The sequence below is a fragment of the Marivivens sp. LCG002 genome, assembly GCF_030264275.1.
GTDB lineage: Bacteria > Pseudomonadota > Alphaproteobacteria > Rhodobacterales > Rhodobacteraceae > Marivivens.
Window position 1 is genome coordinate 2,289,162 of record NZ_CP127165.1, and the last position, 16,854, is coordinate 2,306,015.

The 16,854-nt window shown below is 57.0% G+C and carries 15 protein-coding genes; 8 read left to right on the top strand and 7 right to left on the bottom strand.

Features of this window, described 5'->3' with window-relative positions:
- Nucleotides 1-19: 19 nt before the first annotated feature.
- Complete coding sequence (locus QQG91_RS11335) at nt 20-820, bottom strand: MHYT domain-containing protein (protein WP_285770337.1); 801 nt, start codon at nt 818-820, stop codon at nt 20-22.
- The gene (locus QQG91_RS11340) at nt 820-2,526 is read right to left on the bottom strand and encodes a methyl-accepting chemotaxis protein (protein ID WP_285770338.1); all 1,707 of its coding nucleotides are present in this window, start codon (nt 2,524-2,526) and stop codon (nt 820-822) included. The genes QQG91_RS11335 and QQG91_RS11340 overlap by 1 nt, the downstream gene beginning before the upstream one ends.
- 306 nt (nt 2,527-2,832) lie before the next feature.
- On the opposite strand from QQG91_RS11340, the gene QQG91_RS11345 reads away from it, so the two are divergent.
- Together QQG91_RS11345 and QQG91_RS11350 are read left to right on the top strand one after the other, a co-directional pair.
- A complete protein-coding gene (locus tag QQG91_RS11345; RefSeq protein ID WP_285770339.1) occupies nt 2,833-3,183 on the top strand; it encodes a rhodanese-like domain-containing protein in 351 nt (116 codons plus the stop codon).
- Nucleotides 3,184-3,186: 3 nt separating this feature from the next.
- Nucleotides 3,187-3,633 (top strand): rhodanese-like domain-containing protein, encoded by a 447-nt coding sequence (locus QQG91_RS11350; protein ID WP_285770340.1) that lies wholly within the window; start codon nt 3,187-3,189, stop codon nt 3,631-3,633.
- Nucleotides 3,634-3,665: 32 nt separating this feature from the next.
- Here the strand turns inward: QQG91_RS11350 and QQG91_RS11355 are convergent, their stop codons facing one another.
- Nucleotides 3,666-4,517, bottom strand: a complete 852-nt coding sequence (locus QQG91_RS11355) for a helix-turn-helix domain-containing protein (protein WP_285770341.1) — start codon at nt 4,515-4,517, stop codon at nt 3,666-3,668.
- Between the two features lie 112 nt (nt 4,518-4,629).
- Between QQG91_RS11355 and QQG91_RS11360 the strand changes: the two genes are divergently transcribed.
- Both QQG91_RS11360 and QQG91_RS11365 read left to right on the top strand, forming a co-directional pair.
- Nucleotides 4,630-5,571, top strand: a complete 942-nt coding sequence (locus QQG91_RS11360; RefSeq protein WP_285770342.1) for a phytanoyl-CoA dioxygenase family protein — start codon at nt 4,630-4,632, stop codon at nt 5,569-5,571.
- A gap of 145 nt (nt 5,572-5,716) precedes the next feature.
- The gene (locus tag QQG91_RS11365) at nt 5,717-7,564 is read left to right on the top strand and encodes an ABC transporter ATP-binding protein (protein ID WP_285770343.1); all 1,848 of its coding nucleotides are present in this window, start codon (nt 5,717-5,719) and stop codon (nt 7,562-7,564) included.
- A gap of 33 nt (nt 7,565-7,597) precedes the next feature.
- On the opposite strand, the gene QQG91_RS11370 is transcribed toward QQG91_RS11365, so the two are convergent.
- Genes QQG91_RS11370 through doeA form a run of 3 tightly spaced genes read right to left on the bottom strand, consistent with a single transcriptional unit; the run spans nt 7,598 to nt 11,150 of the window.
- Entirely contained in the window at nt 7,598-8,968 is a 1,371-nt protein-coding gene (locus tag QQG91_RS11370) for an aspartate aminotransferase family protein (protein WP_285770344.1), read from the bottom strand.
- 13 nt (nt 8,969-8,981) lie between these two features.
- A complete protein-coding gene (gene doeB, locus QQG91_RS11375; RefSeq protein WP_285770345.1) occupies nt 8,982-9,971 on the bottom strand; it encodes a N(2)-acetyl-L-2,4-diaminobutanoate deacetylase DoeB in 990 nt (329 codons plus the stop codon).
- Nucleotides 9,972-9,974: 3 nt separating this feature from the next.
- Nucleotides 9,975-11,150: an ectoine hydrolase DoeA gene (gene doeA / locus QQG91_RS11380; protein WP_285770346.1), complete on the bottom strand. Its 1,176-nt coding sequence runs from the start codon at nt 11,148-11,150 to the stop codon at nt 9,975-9,977.
- Between the two features lie 118 nt (nt 11,151-11,268).
- Between doeA and QQG91_RS11385 the strand changes: the two genes are divergently transcribed.
- The 4 genes from QQG91_RS11385 (at nt 11,269) to QQG91_RS15565 (ending at nt 13,578) form a co-directional block, all read left to right on the top strand.
- Nucleotides 11,269-11,724 carry an Lrp/AsnC family transcriptional regulator gene (locus tag QQG91_RS11385; RefSeq protein WP_285770347.1) on the top strand — a complete coding sequence of 152 codons (456 nt, stop codon included), beginning with the start codon at nt 11,269-11,271 and terminating at the stop codon, nt 11,722-11,724.
- A gap of 48 nt (nt 11,725-11,772) precedes the next feature.
- Entirely contained in the window at nt 11,773-12,753 is a 981-nt protein-coding gene (locus tag QQG91_RS11390; RefSeq protein WP_285770348.1) for a hypothetical protein, read from the top strand.
- 74 nt (nt 12,754-12,827) lie between these two features.
- Nucleotides 12,828-13,133 carry a ChbG/HpnK family deacetylase gene (locus tag QQG91_RS11395; protein ID WP_285770349.1) on the top strand — a complete coding sequence of 102 codons (306 nt, stop codon included), beginning with the start codon at nt 12,828-12,830 and terminating at the stop codon, nt 13,131-13,133.
- 37 nt (nt 13,134-13,170) lie between these two features.
- Complete coding sequence (locus QQG91_RS15565; RefSeq protein WP_352232129.1) at nt 13,171-13,578, top strand: ChbG/HpnK family deacetylase; 408 nt, start codon at nt 13,171-13,173, stop codon at nt 13,576-13,578.
- Nucleotides 13,579-14,025: 447 nt separating this feature from the next.
- Here QQG91_RS15565 and QQG91_RS11400 read toward each other — a convergent pair whose 3' ends face one another.
- The gene (locus QQG91_RS11400) at nt 14,026-16,854 is read right to left on the bottom strand and encodes an SNF2-related protein (protein WP_285770350.1); all 2,829 of its coding nucleotides are present in this window, start codon (nt 16,852-16,854) and stop codon (nt 14,026-14,028) included.

Here is a 16,854-nt window from a genome sequence, read left to right on the forward strand (position 1 = left end):
ATGGTTAGTAGTGATGTGTTTACTTCACGCCAGCACGCTTGGGACTGAGTTCCGAGGCAAGAACCACGGCCAAACCCAAGAGAATGGAAATGAACGAGGTGCCGGCGGATAGGAGCTCGACATAGGCACCACCGATAAAACCGCTGAACTCACCGCCCTCGCAAAACACACTCGCCCGCATCGCGACATAGTGCATGGTGGCAATCGCCGCGCCCATGACGACCGAACCGATCAGCGACGACAGGACGGGATTATCCTGCCCCAATTTGTTCGCAAGAACGAAACGGGTCGAAATGGACAAGGCCGCAAGAACAACCGCCCCAACCACAGAGGCAAGCAGCATATCGACACGGAAATACATGATGGCAGAGGACTTCATCGCGAACATGCCGATGTAATGCATCGATCCGATCCCCGCTCCGAAGAACACCCCGCCGACAGCGATATGCATCGCGTTCACCGTTTTGCGGGAAATGACCCAGAGCGCGAGATAGCAGGCAAGCACGACCGGCACGATCGAAACGAGTGTGATCGGAACGTCATAGGCGACGGGCACGGGAAGGATGAAAGCCATCATCCCGATAAAATGCATCGCCCAGACACCTGCGCCAAGAACGGCAGCCCCTGACCAGAGCCATGCGGACTTGTTCACAATATCTTCGGCAACCGAAATCTTGCGCGAGATTTCAAGCGTCACATAGGACGCCATGATAGACAGCAGGATGGACAGAACCACCATGGGCATACTGTATTCACCCTCAAGCACGCCTGTGAGTTCCGACGGCGATAGTGAGAGATTGATGATACCGAAGAGCGTCATTACGCGGCTTCCTTCTTGCGGTTCGAATGTTTGAACATATCGACACGTTCTTTGACCGTCATACTTCTTTGCAGAAGGCTGACCGACGCCTCTTTGACCTGCTCGGTTTCCTCGATATCGACCGAAGCCCCTTTGCTGATCGAGCCCGAGGTGCTGCTTGCCACGTCGACACTTTGCTTTTGCTCGCTGATCGCCTGAACGATTTGGCGGATATCGTTGTCGGCCCGCGTCACCTGTGCCGCGATTTGCCCAAAGGCGTCGCGCGTGCTTTCGGTCGCCGCCGCCCCGCGCTGGACGCTGTCGAGCGATTTCTGGATCAGCTCTTCGGTCTGGCGCACAGCCTCTGTCGAACGTTTTGCCAAAGCGCGCACTTCGTTTGCAACGACGGCAAAACCCTTGCCGTGAATGCCCGCACGTGCGGCCTCGACGGATGCGTTCAAGGCGAGGATATTGGTCTGGAAGGCGATGTCGTTGATGGCTTTCATCACCATGGCGATATCTTCGGCAGAGTTTGAAATCTCGGCCATCGTGGCGACCATTGCATCGACCTGATGGTTCCCTTCACTCGCAAGCGCTTGGGCCATGCTGACCGACCCAGCGGCGGCCTGCGCGGCTTCGACGACCATTGTCGCCTGCCCGCTGGTCTCGTGAAGCATGGACGAGAGTTCCTCGACGCTGGCGGCACGTGTTTCCGCCTCGGCCGCGAGATTATTGGCAGCCCCCGCAAGCGAGTGCGAGAGTTCGGCCATTTTCGACGCGCCGAAAGCAGAATCGGCGACAAAGCTCTCGAGCACCTCGAGAAGGGCGTTGAGTGCGCGCGCGGATTCTCCGATCTCGTCATCCGTTTCGACCCGCACTCGGCGAGAAAGATCCTTGTCGGCCACGATTTGACGAAGGGTCCGTTCGAGACCCTTGAGCGGGCCGAGGGTGCTTCTGACATAGAGGGTCATGAAAAGCACGAACGCCAATGAGCTTGCTTGCACGATCGCCGTCAACACTTTGACAAATTCCGACCTCGCCCCCATCAGCGAGTCATAAGGCACCTGAATGACAAGCTCGAAGGGCTCACCCGCAAAGGTCATCGGCCGCACAAGCTCGAACACCTTGCCGATGGAATGATCCTGTTTGATCAAGATCCCCGCATCCGCATCCAGAGCGGTATCGACCTCTACCGTCGGCTCGAAGTCGATCACATTCGAATACTCGATGTCGGAGCGTCGGCCGAAGCTCACTGCAAACTCGTCGCTCAGCGTCTCGATCGACTTGGCGCTTTTCAGGAAAAGCGAAGGATCAAGACTTGCTACGGCGAAAAGTCCCTGTTCGAATTGAACAGCGAGAACCAGTCTCTCGGAGCCGATGCCCGTAAAACGCACGTCACCGGGTTTGGAGCGAAGCTCGAACAATGTCGCCGTTGCGAAGTCCCGACCATCTTCTGCCAAGGCAAGCAACTGCCCCGAAGCGTCCATGATTGCCGCATCTTTGAATTCCTGGTGACGCACGATAAACGCGCCAAGGATCGCGTCCATTTCGGACAGATCGGTGACCGTATAGGTTGCGGCCCCCATCGAACCGACGTTCTCGACGAGATCGGACTCGATTTCGAGAAGTTGGTCGGACAGAACCTCCGCAACAGCCTCGAGCCGTTGCGCACTCGAACGCTCGAGCCAACTTGTCAGGCTGTTATAGGTCAACAGGACGGTGGCCATCGCACTTAGAACCGTCAACAAGAACACGAAAATAGGGAGCCGTAGCGATATTCGTTTTCCCAGAAGCAATTGGCGTTCCTTTATTTTTCTTTGCCAATCAATTGGCGCCTGTCTGAGAACGGCCTCGAATGTGAATAGTTTAGCCGGTTTGAAGGCTAAGTCGGCCATCAGGACTTAACTTTTGGCTAGGAGCTTGCGGGCGAATGGACAAAGGACGTCAACGAAATCGTGACCTCGCAGCTCACGAAATACATTTACACATATTGTTTTTAATATATATCAAGGTCAAACATTGAGGAGATACCCATGGACTATACTTCCAAATTCCAGACGATGGCCGATGCTGCACGTGCACGCGTGGACGAGGTCGCCCCTTCCGAGGTCGAAGCGCTCATGGCTTCGGGCGCGGTTGCTCTCGACATCCGCGACCCCGATGAACACGCAAATGGCCACATTCCCGGATCGATCAACCTTAGCCGCGGTAAGCTCGAGATGAATGTCGAAGGTATCGTTGCCGATCTGGACGCTACCATTCTGTGCTATTGCAACGCCAACAACCGTGGCGCTCTTTCTGCTGCAAGCCTCAAAGACATGGGCTACCGGAATGCCAAGTTCATCGCAGGCGGGCTGAACGCCTGGAAAAAGCTTCAGGGCTAGACGATGAACCGTCGCACGCTTTTGACGCTCGGAGTTGCGGGGCTGGCCGCCGTAGGTGCAGGGCTGTTCTTACCGTCGCTGGGCGGAGCAGAGAATATCTCGACCCTGACCCTCTCGGGCGAGGCGCTTGCCCGCGCCGAAGACATCGTTCTTGTGGACATCCGCCGCGAGGAGGAGTGGAAGCAAACAGGTGTAATCGAGGGTGCGCATCTTGTGACCTATGCGGGCGCGCAGGATTTTCTTGCCAAGGTCGGACCTCTGGTCGGACAAGGGCAAAAGCTCGCTTTGATTTGTCGCTCGGGCAATCGAACCTCTCAAGCCGCGCGCCAGATCGCACCATTGGTCGACTTCGAAGTGATCGATGTGTCGGGCGGTATGCTCCGCGTCGCAGGTGAGGGCTATGCGCCCGTTGCGCCAACCAAAGCACAGGGATGTGCAAGCTGTAATTGAAGGAAGGCGGGCCGAGATTGCCCGCCTTTTTCCTACACGCGAAACGCTTTGCGATAGGCGCTTGGCGTTATGCCTTTGAGTGCGCGGAACTGGCGATTGAAATTCGCCAAAGCACCATAGCCGACGTCTGCAGCGATATGCGCAATCGGCAGCTCGGTCGCGACAAGCTGCGCCGCAGCGGCCCCGATCCGCAACGCCATCAGATATTCGGTCACGGTCTGTCCTGTCTGCTTTACAAAGAGCCGATGCAGCCCCGAAACCGATAGAGCGGCAATCGCGGCAAGCTCTTCCAGTTCGATCCGTTGCTCGAAGTGACTGTGAAGATAGGTCAGAACCCGTTCGATGCGGTCACGGTTGACCCCGTGCGCTGTGCGCTCGACCGCCGTGCTTGCCAATGCGGTCGAGTCCCCATCTGCAAGACGGACCAGAATCTTGAGCAGCACCAGAAAACGGTCCTGCGGATCGCTGTCGAAGAACGCTTCGATGAGGGGTCTGACCTCCTGCGAAACCCGAGGCGAGAAGGCAAGACCGCGTCCACCCCTTTGCGAGAGCCTTTTGAGAGGTTCCCATTCGGGCAATCCGTGAAAACGGTCGAGCCAATCCTGACCGAACCAGATGACCAAAGCGCGGTGGGGTCCGCTCGCGATGCGCGCCCTGCTCATCCATGTATGCGGCAAGTTCGGACCGACGAGCACCAGATCCCCATCCGTGTAATCTCCGATATGGTCCCCGACGAACCGCTGGCCCGTGGAGTTGAGCGTCAAGGTCAGCTCCCATTCGGGATGATGGTGCCATTGGAACGGGATTTCCCCCTCGAGCCGCCTGTTCAACAGAGCAAGCGACGAGTCCTCTGTCCAGGGTAGGTTCTCGAGATAGGGCCTCATCCCGCAAATTCCTTATCACATATGCCAGAATAGTATCACAATCTGACAGCTAGATACAACATTTCGACCTATGCCGCGTTATCTTGAACCAAGGCAAAAGGGAGGAATTGCCATGCAACAGGCCATTACTGGGGCGGACATCAGCCATCCGGTCTCGTCCAAAGTCACAACGCAGCTCAAAGACATCCAGAAGACCATGCCGCTCCGCGTGCTCTCTGAAGAGGATTGGCAGCACTGGATCACCAAAGGCTATGTGATCGTGCGCAATGCAATCAGCGCCGAGGCCGCCAAGCGGCTCGAGGATGTGCTCTGGGAGTTCGACGAAAAGGACCCGAATAATCCCGACACATGGTACGAACCGCAGCGCCGTCCCCATGTGCGCCCCGAGCTGAACAACGTCGGGATGACCGAGATCTATCACCACCAGTATATGTGGGACAATCGCATGACCCAGCGGGTCTATGATGCCTTTGTCGATATCTGGGACCGCGAGGATCTTTGGGTTGCGATCGACCGCGCCAACATCAACCCGCCGAAAAAGGTCAAAGGCAATCCCGATGGATTTATCCATTTCGACGTCGACATGAACGCCCGCCCCTTCCCCATCGGGGTCCAAGGTGTGCTTTCGATCCGCAAGCAGGACATTGAAACGGGCGGCTTTCAGGCGGTGCCCTACTTGTTCCAGAACTACGAGGAATGGGTCAAAACCCAGCCCGCCGACCGCGATCCGATTTGCCCTGACATGACGGGCTTATGCCGCGAGAACGTTGATCTCGAACCCGGAGATTTGATGATCTTCAACTCGCTTCTGGCCCACGGCGTGCGCCCGAACCACTCGGATGGCCGCGTGCGCATGGCGCAGTATATCTCGATGTTCCCTGCCGAGCAGGACAACGAAGCCGAGCGTCTGGAACGGGTGCGACTTTGGACTGATCTTGAACCGCCCGCACGCCCCGACTTTCCCGGCGATCCCCGCGAATGGGAGAAAAAGCACTATGGTCGCCCTTATCTCAACGCGCTCGGGCGTAAACTCCTGGGGCTGGATCTTTGGTGATCTGAAACCTGCGCATCGTTTAATTGCGGACATCCATTAATGATTTCCGCCAAAGTTGACCCAAGGGCACCCCAGCCGACGCTTGACAGTTTGTCGCGGTTGAGGGAGCACTTGGGTCTGATTTTTTAGATCCCTCCGAGTTTCCATGTTTTCGTTCTTTGAAAAGCGCGTCAGCGCCTATCCCCAAGATCCGCCGAAAATGCCTCCTGCGACCTTCTGGGGGTTCATGCGGCATTATTCGAGCGGTGTGATCTTCTGGCTTATCCTTGTCGGGATCGGTGCGGGGGCGATTGCGCTTTTCGAGGTCGTTCTGGTCGGTTGGATCGGTGAGTTGGTGAACAATATCGCCTCGACCCCGCGCGAGGTTTTCTGGGAGGAACAGAGGCGAACCATCCTGTTCATGGGTCTTGCCCTTGTGATCGGAATGCCGATCCTCAACGCCCTGACCTCTCTCATCCTGCACCAGACGCTTATGGGGAATTTCCCGCAGCGGGTGCGCTGGATGGCCTATCGCTATTTGCTGCGCCAGTCGGTCGGCTTTTTCCATGATGAGTTCGCGGGCCGCATTGCGCAGCGCGTCATGCAAACCGCACTTGCCGTGCGCGAAGTCGCCCTCAAGATCATGGACGTCGGGAGCTATGTCACGATCTATTTCCTCGGCGCGCTGACCCTTGCCGCAAGTCAGGATTGGCGGCTCGCTGTGCCCTTTGCGGTCTGGTTTTTGCTCTACGCTGTGATGCTGTCGCACTTCGTGCCGCGCCTCGCCATCGTCGCGGCGGATCAGGCGGACGCCCGAAGCATGATGACGGGCCGCATCGTCGATAGCTATACCAACATCGCCACGGTCAAGCTCTTTTCCCACGCCGACCGCGAAGAGCGCTGGATGCACGAGGGCATGGACCGCTTTCTCGGCACTGTATACCGCCAAATGCGGCTTTCCACGGGTCAGGACATCATCCTCAACCTTATCAACGTCTGGCTGGTGGCAAGCGTGACGGGTCTTGGCATCTGGCTTTGGACCCAAGGACGGATCGAAGTCGGGGCGGTGGCGATTGCCGTGCCGTTGGCGATCCGCCTCAACAATATGGCCCATTGGATCATGTGGGAATTCGCGGCGCTCTTTGAGAACATCGGCACTGTGCGCGACGGGATTTCGAGCCTTGCTTTGCCGCGCGCCATCACGGATGTCCCCGATGCCAAGCCGCTTGCGGTAACGAATGCAGTGGTCGACTTCAACGACGTGACCTTCCGTTACGAGCGTGCCAAGGGCGAGCGTCCCTTGGCGGTTCTCGACGGTCTGAACCTCCATCTTAAATCGGGAGAGAAAATCGGATTGATCGGCCGCTCCGGCGCAGGCAAATCCACGTTGATCAACCTTCTTTTGCGGTTCTACGATGTGCAGGGGGGCAGCATTACCATCGACGGTCAGGATATCCGCACCGTGCCGCAGGAAATGCTGCGCGCCGCAATCGGCGTGGTGACACAGGACAGCTCGCTCCTGCACCGCTCAGTGCGTGACAACATCACCTATGGCCGTCCCGACGCCACAGATGAAGAGATCATGGATGCCCTACGTATGGCCGAAGCCGACGGCTTTGTGCCGCATCTCACCGATAGCCAAGGCCGCAAGGGGCTTGATGCCCATGTCGGCGAGCGGGGTGTGAAACTTTCGGGGGGCCAGCGCCAGCGCATCGCCATCGCCCGTGTCGCTCTCAAGAACGCGCCGATCCTCATTCTCGACGAGGCGACGAGTGCACTCGACTCGGAGGTCGAGGCCGCGATCCAGTCCCGTCTTGATGCCCTTATGGAAGGCAAGACCGTGATCGCGATTGCGCACCGCCTTTCCACCATCGCGGCGATGGACAGGCTCATCGTCATGGATCAGGGGCAGATCGTCGAGCAAGGCACCCACGCCGAACTTTTGGCGCAGGGCGGCCTTTATGCTTCGCTTTGGAAACGTCAATCGGGCGGCTTCCTCACTCCCGACGAATGAGGCTCGGCCTACCCCGAGCCTCGTTTTTCGGCACTAGCCCAGAACTTTTTTCACAGCAGCAGCGGTAGCGCTGACGACGGTGTCGATTTCTTCGCGGGTGATGCAGAAGGGCGGCGCATAGCCGATGATGTCGCCCTGCGGCATGGCGCGTGCGATGACGCCCATCTCTGCCATCGCGGCCGCAATCGACGGGCCGATCTTGCGGGATGGATCGAAGAAGGTGTTCGGCGCACGGCTCTCGACCAGTTCGACCGCACACATGAGCCCTTCGCCGCGCACTTCGCCAACATTGGGATGATCACCTAGCGCCTCGGTCAACGACGACTTGAGATAGGCCCCCATCTCGCCCGCGTTGGCAACCAGCCCCAGCTCGTCAATGAGCCTTAGGTTGGCAACCCCTGCCGCTGCCCCGATGGGATGGGCGGAATAGGTCCAGCCGTGGCCGATCGGGCCGTTTTCGTCCGTGCCTTGCTCCAGCACCTTCCAGACGCGATCCGACACGATCGAGCCCGACAACGGCGCATAGGCCGAAGTCAGCCCCTTGGCGATGGTGATGAAATCGGGCTCGATCCCGTAGTGGTCGGAGCCGAACATCGTGCCCAAGCGGCCAAAGCCCGTCACGACCTCGTCCGCGATCAAGAGGATGTCATACTTGCGAAGCACCGCTTGGATTGCAGGCCAATAGCCCGCAGGCGGCGGAACAATCCCACCCGTCCCCAGAACAGGCTCGCCGATAAAGGCGGCGATGGTGTCGGGCCCGTGGGCAAGGATCAGCTCTTCCAGACGCGCGGCGCATTGGGCCGAAAAAGCCTCTTCGCTCATCTCGGTCTTTTCACGGCGGAAGTAATACGGGGCGTCCGTGTGGATGACCTGTTCGAGCGGCAGGTCAAACTTTTGGTGGAACAGCCCAAGCCCCGTGAGCGATCCCGTCATCAGGCCCGAGCCGTGATAGCCGCGCCAACGGCTGATGATCTTTTTCTTCTCGAAGCGGCCAAGGATATTGTTGTAATACCAGACCAGCTTGATGTTCGTTTCATTCGCATCGGACCCCGAAAGGCCGAAATAGACTTTGGACATGCCCTTGGGGGCGCGATCCATGACCATTTTGGCCAGTGTGATCGACGCCTCGGTGCCGTGACCCACATAAGCGTGGTAATAGGCAAGCTCACGCGCCTGATCTGCAATTGCCTCGGCGATTTCAGGGCGGCCATAACCGACATTCACACAATAAAGCCCCGCAAAGGCGTCGAGAAGCCGTTTGCCGTCGCGGTCTTCGATGTGAACTCCTGCGCCGGTGCGGATCACGCGCGAAGGCGTTTCCCCGCGAGCATGCATGGCAAGATGGGTCGAGGGATGGAAAAAGTTCTCCCGATCCCAGAGTGCGATCTGGTCGTTATTCAACATTGCGATGTCCTTTTCAGTCTTCTACGGCAAGCACGGCAAGGCAATCGCCTGCCTGACAAATGCCGGGATGGTGACGCGCCATCAAAAGCCCGTCCCGTTGAGCGGTGACAGTGATCGGAGTGCGCCCTGTCTGGCGCATGTCCCAAATCCGCGCGATCGGCTCGCCGACCCTCACGGTGTCACCGAGTGAAATCAGAAACTCCACAAGCCCGCCTTCGGCGGTAAAGTGGAAACAGGCGTCATCAGGTTGGCTGAGGTGCCGCGTCGGCCCGACCTCTGGCTCGCCGTTCAGGATACCTGCATGGATCAAGAGATTGCGCACGCCTTTGCGCGCAATTTCGGTGGTATAGGGCGTCGCGGACCCCTGCCCGCCAAGCTCTGTCGTGACAAAGGTTTTGCCCTGTCCTTCGGCTGCATCATCATACATGCCCAGCGCGTCGATCTCGCGCATCTCTACACTAAAGGGTGCATTGAAGGCATCCCGCGCCGCGCGGCAACGCGCGTGCTGCTCTGCGTCCTCGAGGATGTGCGAGGCGGCAAAGGGCAAGAAGTCGAGTGTCTTGCCGCCCGAATGGAAATCGAGAACCACGTCGGCCATCGGCAGAAGTGTGCGCTGGAAATAATCGGCGATCTTTTGGGTCGCCGTCCCATCGGGGACCCCCGGAAAGGCGCGGTTCATATTCACCTGATCGATCGGCGAAACACGGGTGCCCGCCATGAACGCGGGATGGTTCATCGCGGGAATGATGATGACCCGACCGTAAATCTCTTCTGCGCCGAGCCTTGCAGCCAGATCGAAAAGAGCAAGCGGGCCTTCGTATTCGTCGCCATGGTTCGCGCCCGTCAGCAAAGCCGTCGGGCCAGATCCGTTCTTGACCACAGTCAAAGGGATCATCACCGATCCCCAAGCACTGTCGTTGCGGCTATAGGGAAGGCGAAGGTGCCCGTGCTGGACACCGTCCTTGTCAAAGTCGACGGTCGGGCTGATCGGGTTGGCGCGCATCGATCAATCCTTGATGAACATCTGGCGCGGCGTGCGGCACAGACATTCAACGCCCGTTTCGGTGATAACGATCGGCTCGGTGATCTCGAGCCCGCCGTCATCGAGCCAGAGTGCTGGCATGAAGTGGAAGGTCATACCGGGCTTGAGCACGGACATATCCCCACGGCGGAACGACATGGTGCGCTCGCCCCAGTCCGGCGGATAGGAAATCCCGATGGCATAGCCGCAGCGCCCGTCTTTGACAAAGCCATGCTTGTTGAGCGTCGCATTGAAAGCATTGGCGATGTCTTCACAGTGATTGCCGGGTTTCGCTTGTTCCAAGCCCGCTTCAACCGCTTCGAGGACGGCCTTTTCCGCGTCGATATATTTCTGCGGCGGCTTGCCGAGGAAAAGCGTGCGTGATTGCGGGCATTGATAACGGCGGTAAGCCCCCGCAATCTCGAAAAAGGTGCTCTCGCCCGCCTTGAGCGGCGTGTCGTCCCACGTAAGATGCGGTGCGGTCGCGTCCATCCCCGAAGGCGCCATCGGCACGATCGCAGGATAATCGCCCCAATGACCCTCCGCCCCCATGACGGAGGCATGATAGATGTCGGCGATCAACTCGTTCTTTTTCATCCCGAGTTCGGCCTTGTCGACCACGACCTGATGCATCTTTTCCACGATGCGCGCCGCGCGGCGCATATAGTCGAGCTCGGTCTCGGACTTGATCGCCCGTTGCCAGTTCACGAGACCCGTTGCGTCCTCGAACTGCACATTGGGAAGGTTCTTTTGCAGCGAGAGGAACGCAGAAGCCGTGAAGTAATAGTTATCCATCTCGAGACCGACACGCGCCTTGTCCAGACCGTGTTCCGCCAAAAGCCGCGACAGATCCTCCATCGGATGCTTTGCGGGGTTCTGGACAAAGGTGTCGTCATATCCGCGGATATTGTCCTTGGCGAGCCAAGTGGTCAGCCCCGCCCCGATGGCATCCATCGCACGGCCCCACCAAACGGGCTCGCCCTCGAGCCGCAGCAAAACGCCTTGGTGCACATAGAAGGACCAACCGTCATAGCCCGTGAGCCATGCCATGTTCGAAGGGTCGGTCACAAAGACCGCATCAAGTCCGCGCTCGGACATCGAGGCACGCACGCGCGCGAGACGCGTATCATATTCAGCAAGGGTAAATGGCAAATCAGGCATGAGACCTCCGAGTATTTCCCCGATCCTAACTTCCATCTCTGCGTTTTTTCTGCAATTGATCGGGTAATGGTGCAGTTTTCCTGCATAGATTACACCGAAGTCTTTGGAAAAACCCAAGATGGACAAGATCGACAAAAGAATCCTGCACCACGTTCAGCAGAACAATCAACTGACGCATGCGGAACTATCGGAATTGGTCGGGCTGTCACCGACCTCTGTTCAGCGCCGCTTGGCGAAATTGCGGGCCGACAAAGTCATCACGGCCGATATCTCGGTGGTCGATCCGAATGCAGCGGGCAGGCCACTTATGATGCTGGTTTCGGTCGAGCTTGCCCGCGAGCGCGCGGATATCATCGACCGCTTCAAACGCTCGGTAAGAAGCTCTGCCGAAGTGATGAGCGCCTATTACGTCACTGGCGAGACCGACTTTCTCTTGATCGTCAGCGCCAAGGACATGGCCGACTACGAAGCCTTCACCCGCGAGTTTTTCTATGACAACCCCGATATCAAAGGGTTCAAGACCTCGGTGGTGATGGACAGGATCAAAGCGACATTCAATTTGCCGATGGCCTGATTGATCTGTGACCGCACAAAGCACGTATACCGATAAAGCGAGGGACCGATGACCGACAAACGCCTCATGACCGCATTCTGGATTGCCTGTTGCGTTGCATTTCTGGGCACATGGTCGATCCTGCTTCTCGAACCGCTGCTCAGCCGTATCGAGCACCTGCCCGATACGGGCGCGGCGTGGTATTACTGGAAACTGCCCGAGCAAACGACCATGGGCCGGCTCACCGCTTGGGGGTTCTACGCGCTGCACCAGATGTTTTTCTGGGGCCTGATCTGGTGGGGCCAAAAACACCGCGACGCGCTGCGTAACCGCAACAGCTTGCATCCCCTGAATGTCGTCGGCCTTTTCGGGATGCTTGGCTTCGGCGCATTGCACTATCTCCAGACGGCGGTTTGGTATGACGGGCTCGCACAGGATACTTCGGTCTTTTCTTCGCAGCTTTCCGTAATTTTCCTCCTGATCATGGTCCTCATCATCGAAGCTCCGCGACGCGGGCTGGTCTTTGGATACGGCGGCGGTTGGCTGAAATCCGCACGCGAGGGACTTATCCGCACCCACGGTTACTATTTCGCATGGGCCGTGACCTACACCTATTGGTTCCACCCAATGGAAACCACTTGGGGTCACCTGCTCGGCTTTTTCTACACCTTCCTTCTGATGATCCAAGGAGCGCTCGCCTTTGCCAAAATGCACACGAACCGTTGGTGGACGCTGACGCTCGAAGTTTCGGTCCTGATCCACGGAGTGACTGTGGCATTGGTCGCAGGTCAGGAGTTCTGGCCGATGTTCTTCTTCGGCTTTGCTGCGATTTTCATCGTGACGCAAATGCACGGACTGGGTTGGTCGCGTCTGGTGCGGGGCTTGATCCTCCTCGCGTTTGTGGGTGGCGTTGTGGCGGTCTATTCAGAGCGTGGATGGGCAAACCTCAATGAAATCGCACGTATTCCCGTCATTGATTATCTTCTCGTTGTCATCGTCGGCGGCGCGATTGTGGCATGGAAGCGGTTTCGCCCGAAATCGGCGGCATAACGAACGCCATCACAGGTTGACACCCGCGGCTTGACGCTGAAAAGTCGCGTCACCCAGCCGTACCCCAAGGTGTGATGACAAAAGCAAGAGCCATACTTATCGCCGACGATTACGGGCTGGGTGAACGACATGACGCCGCAATCCGTAGTCTGCTTGCAAGAGGCGCCATCGATGCCACATCGGTGCTCGTGGAAACCTGCTCCAAAGCATCTGCCGAAGCCCTTCTCGACTGTATCGGCACCAAGAGGATCGGACTTCGTTTCAACCTGACCTATGGCGCACAGGGGGGGCCCACACCCAGAGCCGCAATATGGTTTTGCTCAAAGGCCTACTCGGTCTGGGAGCACGTCGAGCTCAAGCCGCGCTCGACCGACAACTAGATCTCTTCCGATCCTTGTTCGGCAGACTTCCTGACATATCGACGGTCACGAGCACTGCCACACCTATCCCACGGTCAACAGGATTGTTCTGCTGAAAGCCGCAGAACTCGGGATTCCCGTGCGCTCGATCCGGCCGATCGCGCGACCGATCGGATTGAAAGAGCGGGTTCTCGCTCGATTGGGCACTCACGGCCACAAATTGGCCCAAGAGCTCGGGGTCGAGACAAATTGGGGATTTAGCGGGATCCTCCCTCTTGATGATCCCGAACGTGCAATCGCAGTTCTGGGCTCACAGATCGAAGCCGCAAATCGAGCGGCTCAAAGCAGTGGTGAAGATATCTGGGTCATGGTTCACCCCGGCGACGAACACGACCCCGTTCAGATACAAGGGCATTCCGCAAAACTACGCTCTCTCGAGACCGAGTACCTGCTTTCAAGAGTGTAGGTGGAAAGGGCTTTGGTGGCCCACATTTTCGAACGCCTGGCCACGCTCCACCCTTGCAGGGGACCTAATTCGTCATTCGGTAAAAGTGGTGCCCGGGGGCGAAGCTTATTACTGAATACAATTCAGACACTTAACAAAAAGTGGGACAGTTAAAACACGATACCTACAGCCACTTTTCTGACAGAATTGTCCCACTTAATAACTGTTAAAAAGTAGGCGCCCCGCAATTGGAAGCTGCGCCTCGACCTCAAATTGTGAAATGCTAATCTATATCCTGCTTCGGCATGGTGAGCCTTTTTTTGCAAAATGACTTGACTGGGAAAGACCCGTTTCCGAAGCCCATACCCTAATACGACAAGATCAACGGTCCACTCCATACAGCAGGCTACAAACTAACAACTCAGCTTTGATCCTCCCGGAGCGGAACGCACCCCTAATTGGGGCGGATCAATCGACAGCAAGTATCCTAAACAAACCGCGAGCCATAATCGGAGTGCTATTGTCAAACATTTTAGCGATATCTTCGGACAGCAGCTTGGCGCGCAAGTCCGCCGCCTGTCGACGCGCTTCAGCTCGCCGCCTCTCCGTTGCTAATTGTCCTTCAAGCATCTGCTGTTGTTTGGCATTCTGTGCCGCGTTTTTCTGCTGACAAAGACGCTTCTCAGTCATGACACTTCCTTTTACAAAGACTTCAGTATCAGCAGCCAAGACCGCTGTTCGGGCTTGAAAGTCCTTAAATACCCCTGCTCTCTTTTCCGCTAGCCTTTGCTTTTCTGTTCTGTGGAATTTACTGAAATGTTCGGAGAACACCGCAGTGGCTCGCTCGCATTTGGGTAGTCGAGGATATTTGGAGCCTGTTCTGGGTGTTCCCCTACCTGAGAGCAACTCACTCAGATTATCTTGATCCAGCTCTCTAGTTACTCCGTCATCTTGGATCACAGTCGCATCGATATAGAAAGATGCGTCGAAGCGAAGCAGGAGCCATCGGCGATCCGCCTCAAGGCCGGCGAGAAGCCACTCGTCGATGCGTCTTAGGCCGTCGACACGACCGTGTTCCCAAAGGTCATCTTCCAGCACACGCAGGCGTGGGGCAGGCAGCCCAGACCCGGGTAGGAACGCCGCCACCGAGATCGCCACTGTGCAGCCCGAACAACAATCCCGGAGCGCTCCTTCCGGCAGTTCTACTCCGATCGGATGTTGCTGCGGAGAAGCAGGGCGCCCTTTAACTCCAGAACAAAGTTGGCCTATCAGATCATCATGCAGAGCATCTCCCGTGGAAAAGAAACGCGCTCTTTTTCCAACCTGATTTCCCTTTAGCTTCACGTCCTTCTTCGGATCATTGAGGCGCGAACGTTGAGTGCGTAGAATTTCCCCGTTTCGTTCATCCATGTCGCCCAAGACGAATAGAGGATCCGTTTCGAATCGAGGGTATTTGAGTAAACGGACCTTTTCGCCGTCGGCACTCGACAAATCGTGAACACGAAACGCACCACCGTTAGAAAGATGATTCAGGACGGAAGCGGCATCCCTTTCGCCAGCTCGGACGAGATCCAGCAACTTTTCGGAAGGGACTTGGGGGAGCGCATCCATTGAGAGGAGCCGCCTCGATTGCTCCACCTCTGAGGTCAGCTCCTCCAAAAGCGCCAATTCGTTTTCGTGATTGCCCAAGTAACCACTTGCTGCTCTCGCTACGGCATTCCCAAGACGCGAGATTGTCGCATCATCGAGATAAGGTAAAGGAGCATCAAAAACTCCGAGACTGTCCATGGCTTGCAATACCCGGTGATCTGGCGATTGCTCCACCGCCATTCGCCAGATCGTGATGTCCCCGATCGGTTTCCCGTCCAGAGCCCTTTTGAACCCACCTGGACGTAGTCGATCCAATCGACCAATAAGCTGATCGACCCTCGCTATGCTCCAAGGCAGGTTGTAGAAAATCAGATCATTGGCGAAGTGGTGCAGGTTCAGCCCCGCCTCGACCACCTCTTCCAGAACAAGAAGCTTTGCGCCGCTGTGGATTGCACTAACGACGTCCACCATATCCGTGTTCTGTCCACCTCGCATCGTCGCTATGAGTTCATCTTCTTCAAGTTCGGGGAACATTCGGTAAAGCCTTGTCTCAAGGCTGTCGACTGTCGGAGTATCCCCGGCAACAATGATAGCACGCCGGTCTTCATCTCGCTCCCAGATACCGAGTAGCGTATCGCAAAGATCCTCGAAGAGTGTGTCCCCAGAGTCGGCCAGCGAGGCGTCAACACATTCACGGGTGTCGTTTTCAAGCACCGAGAACGTGTCGTGTCTGAGAGCTCGAAGCATAGTTTCCCTTGCCCAGAAAAGCTGTCTCACGGGTTGCCAAGGGGCACCATCGACTTGCAAATTGTGCGATAGGTTTTCTTGAGCTAGGCGCCAGTTCGCCAAATTAACGCGCGCCATTTCCGCGTCGTTTGGCTTGGATATGATGGTCTTGATCTTGCGCTTGGGAGCCGTCTCCGGCCAGGCGGCCCGAGTCTGGCGCAGGATGCGACGGTTCTTCGCTACAGCCCACATTGCGGCTTCAGCAGACATCTTGTTACTGGAGACCATCTCGTAGCAATCGCGACCGAGCACTTTCAGGACGTCGTCCATCTCCTGCCCGGACTGATTTGCAAGGTTGGCGCGATCCGTTTCAATCATCCCAAAGACAGCACGTGCCCACTCAGGGCTCCCCAATCGCGGGGTCGCTGTCAGTAGAAGAACATGCCGAAACGAGTTACCATTCCGCCCAGAACGGCAGAGGCCTGAGAGGAACCTCGCCTGTTCAAGGCTCAAAATATGGGGCTCATCGACAATCAACATATCATAGTTAGTAGGGTCCGGAACAATCGGTTTCGACCGGACCAAGTCACTCTTGATGATGTGGACGTATCCGCTTCCGTCAGTGGTTTCAAATTCGGTGTCTTCCGTCCACATTTCTGCGGAAGTATGTCCGCGCGCACAGAGTTCGACTTGCCACTGGTAGCTGATCCTTCGAGGCGCCACTATGGCAACCCGCAATGACGGATCCTCACGCTTCAGGACGTTCAACACCATCAGCGCCTGAACGGTTTTCCCCAATCCGACCTCATCTGCAATCAAATGTCTAATATCCGGCCCATCTAGTATCGTCAGGACGTTCTGTATCTGGTGCTCGTAAGGGTCCGCGGCAACTCCCAAAGCCCCCAGCCTTTCCCACGAGGCGGCATCCCCAATTCTTCGCAGAGCCAATGTGCTTAAGAGAAAACCAGTGTAATCATCCAT

Bases quoted from the DNA above. Each gene is read 5' to 3' on its own strand.
- QQG91_RS11335 (WP_285770337.1), bottom strand. From the start codon at position 820: ATGACGCTCTTCGGTATCATCAATCTCTCACTATCGCCGTCGGAACTC.
- QQG91_RS11340 (WP_285770338.1), bottom strand. From the start codon at position 2,526: ATGGCCACCGTCCTGTTGACCTATAACAGCCTGACAAGTTGGCTCGAG.
- QQG91_RS11345 (WP_285770339.1), top strand. From the start codon at position 2,833: ATGGACTATACTTCCAAATTCCAGACGATGGCCGATGCTGCACGTGCA.
- QQG91_RS11350 (WP_285770340.1), top strand. From the start codon at position 3,187: ATGAACCGTCGCACGCTTTTGACGCTCGGAGTTGCGGGGCTGGCCGCC.
- QQG91_RS11355 (WP_285770341.1), bottom strand. From the start codon at position 4,517: ATGAGGCCCTATCTCGAGAACCTACCCTGGACAGAGGACTCGTCGCTT.
- QQG91_RS11360 (WP_285770342.1), top strand. From the start codon at position 4,630: ATGCAACAGGCCATTACTGGGGCGGACATCAGCCATCCGGTCTCGTCC.
- QQG91_RS11365 (WP_285770343.1), top strand. From the start codon at position 5,717: ATGTTTTCGTTCTTTGAAAAGCGCGTCAGCGCCTATCCCCAAGATCCG.
- QQG91_RS11370 (WP_285770344.1), bottom strand. From the start codon at position 8,968: ATGTTGAATAACGACCAGATCGCACTCTGGGATCGGGAGAACTTTTTC.
- doeB (WP_285770345.1), bottom strand. From the start codon at position 9,971: ATGCGCGCCAACCCGATCAGCCCGACCGTCGACTTTGACAAGGACGGT.
- doeA (WP_285770346.1), bottom strand. From the start codon at position 11,150: ATGCCTGATTTGCCATTTACCCTTGCTGAATATGATACGCGTCTCGCG.
- QQG91_RS11385 (WP_285770347.1), top strand. From the start codon at position 11,269: ATGGACAAGATCGACAAAAGAATCCTGCACCACGTTCAGCAGAACAAT.
- QQG91_RS11390 (WP_285770348.1), top strand. From the start codon at position 11,773: ATGACCGACAAACGCCTCATGACCGCATTCTGGATTGCCTGTTGCGTT.
- QQG91_RS11395 (WP_285770349.1), top strand. From the start codon at position 12,828: ATGACAAAAGCAAGAGCCATACTTATCGCCGACGATTACGGGCTGGGT.
- QQG91_RS11400 (WP_285770350.1), bottom strand. From the start codon at position 16,854: ATGGATGATTACACTGGTTTTCTCTTAAGCACATTGGCTCTGCGAAGA.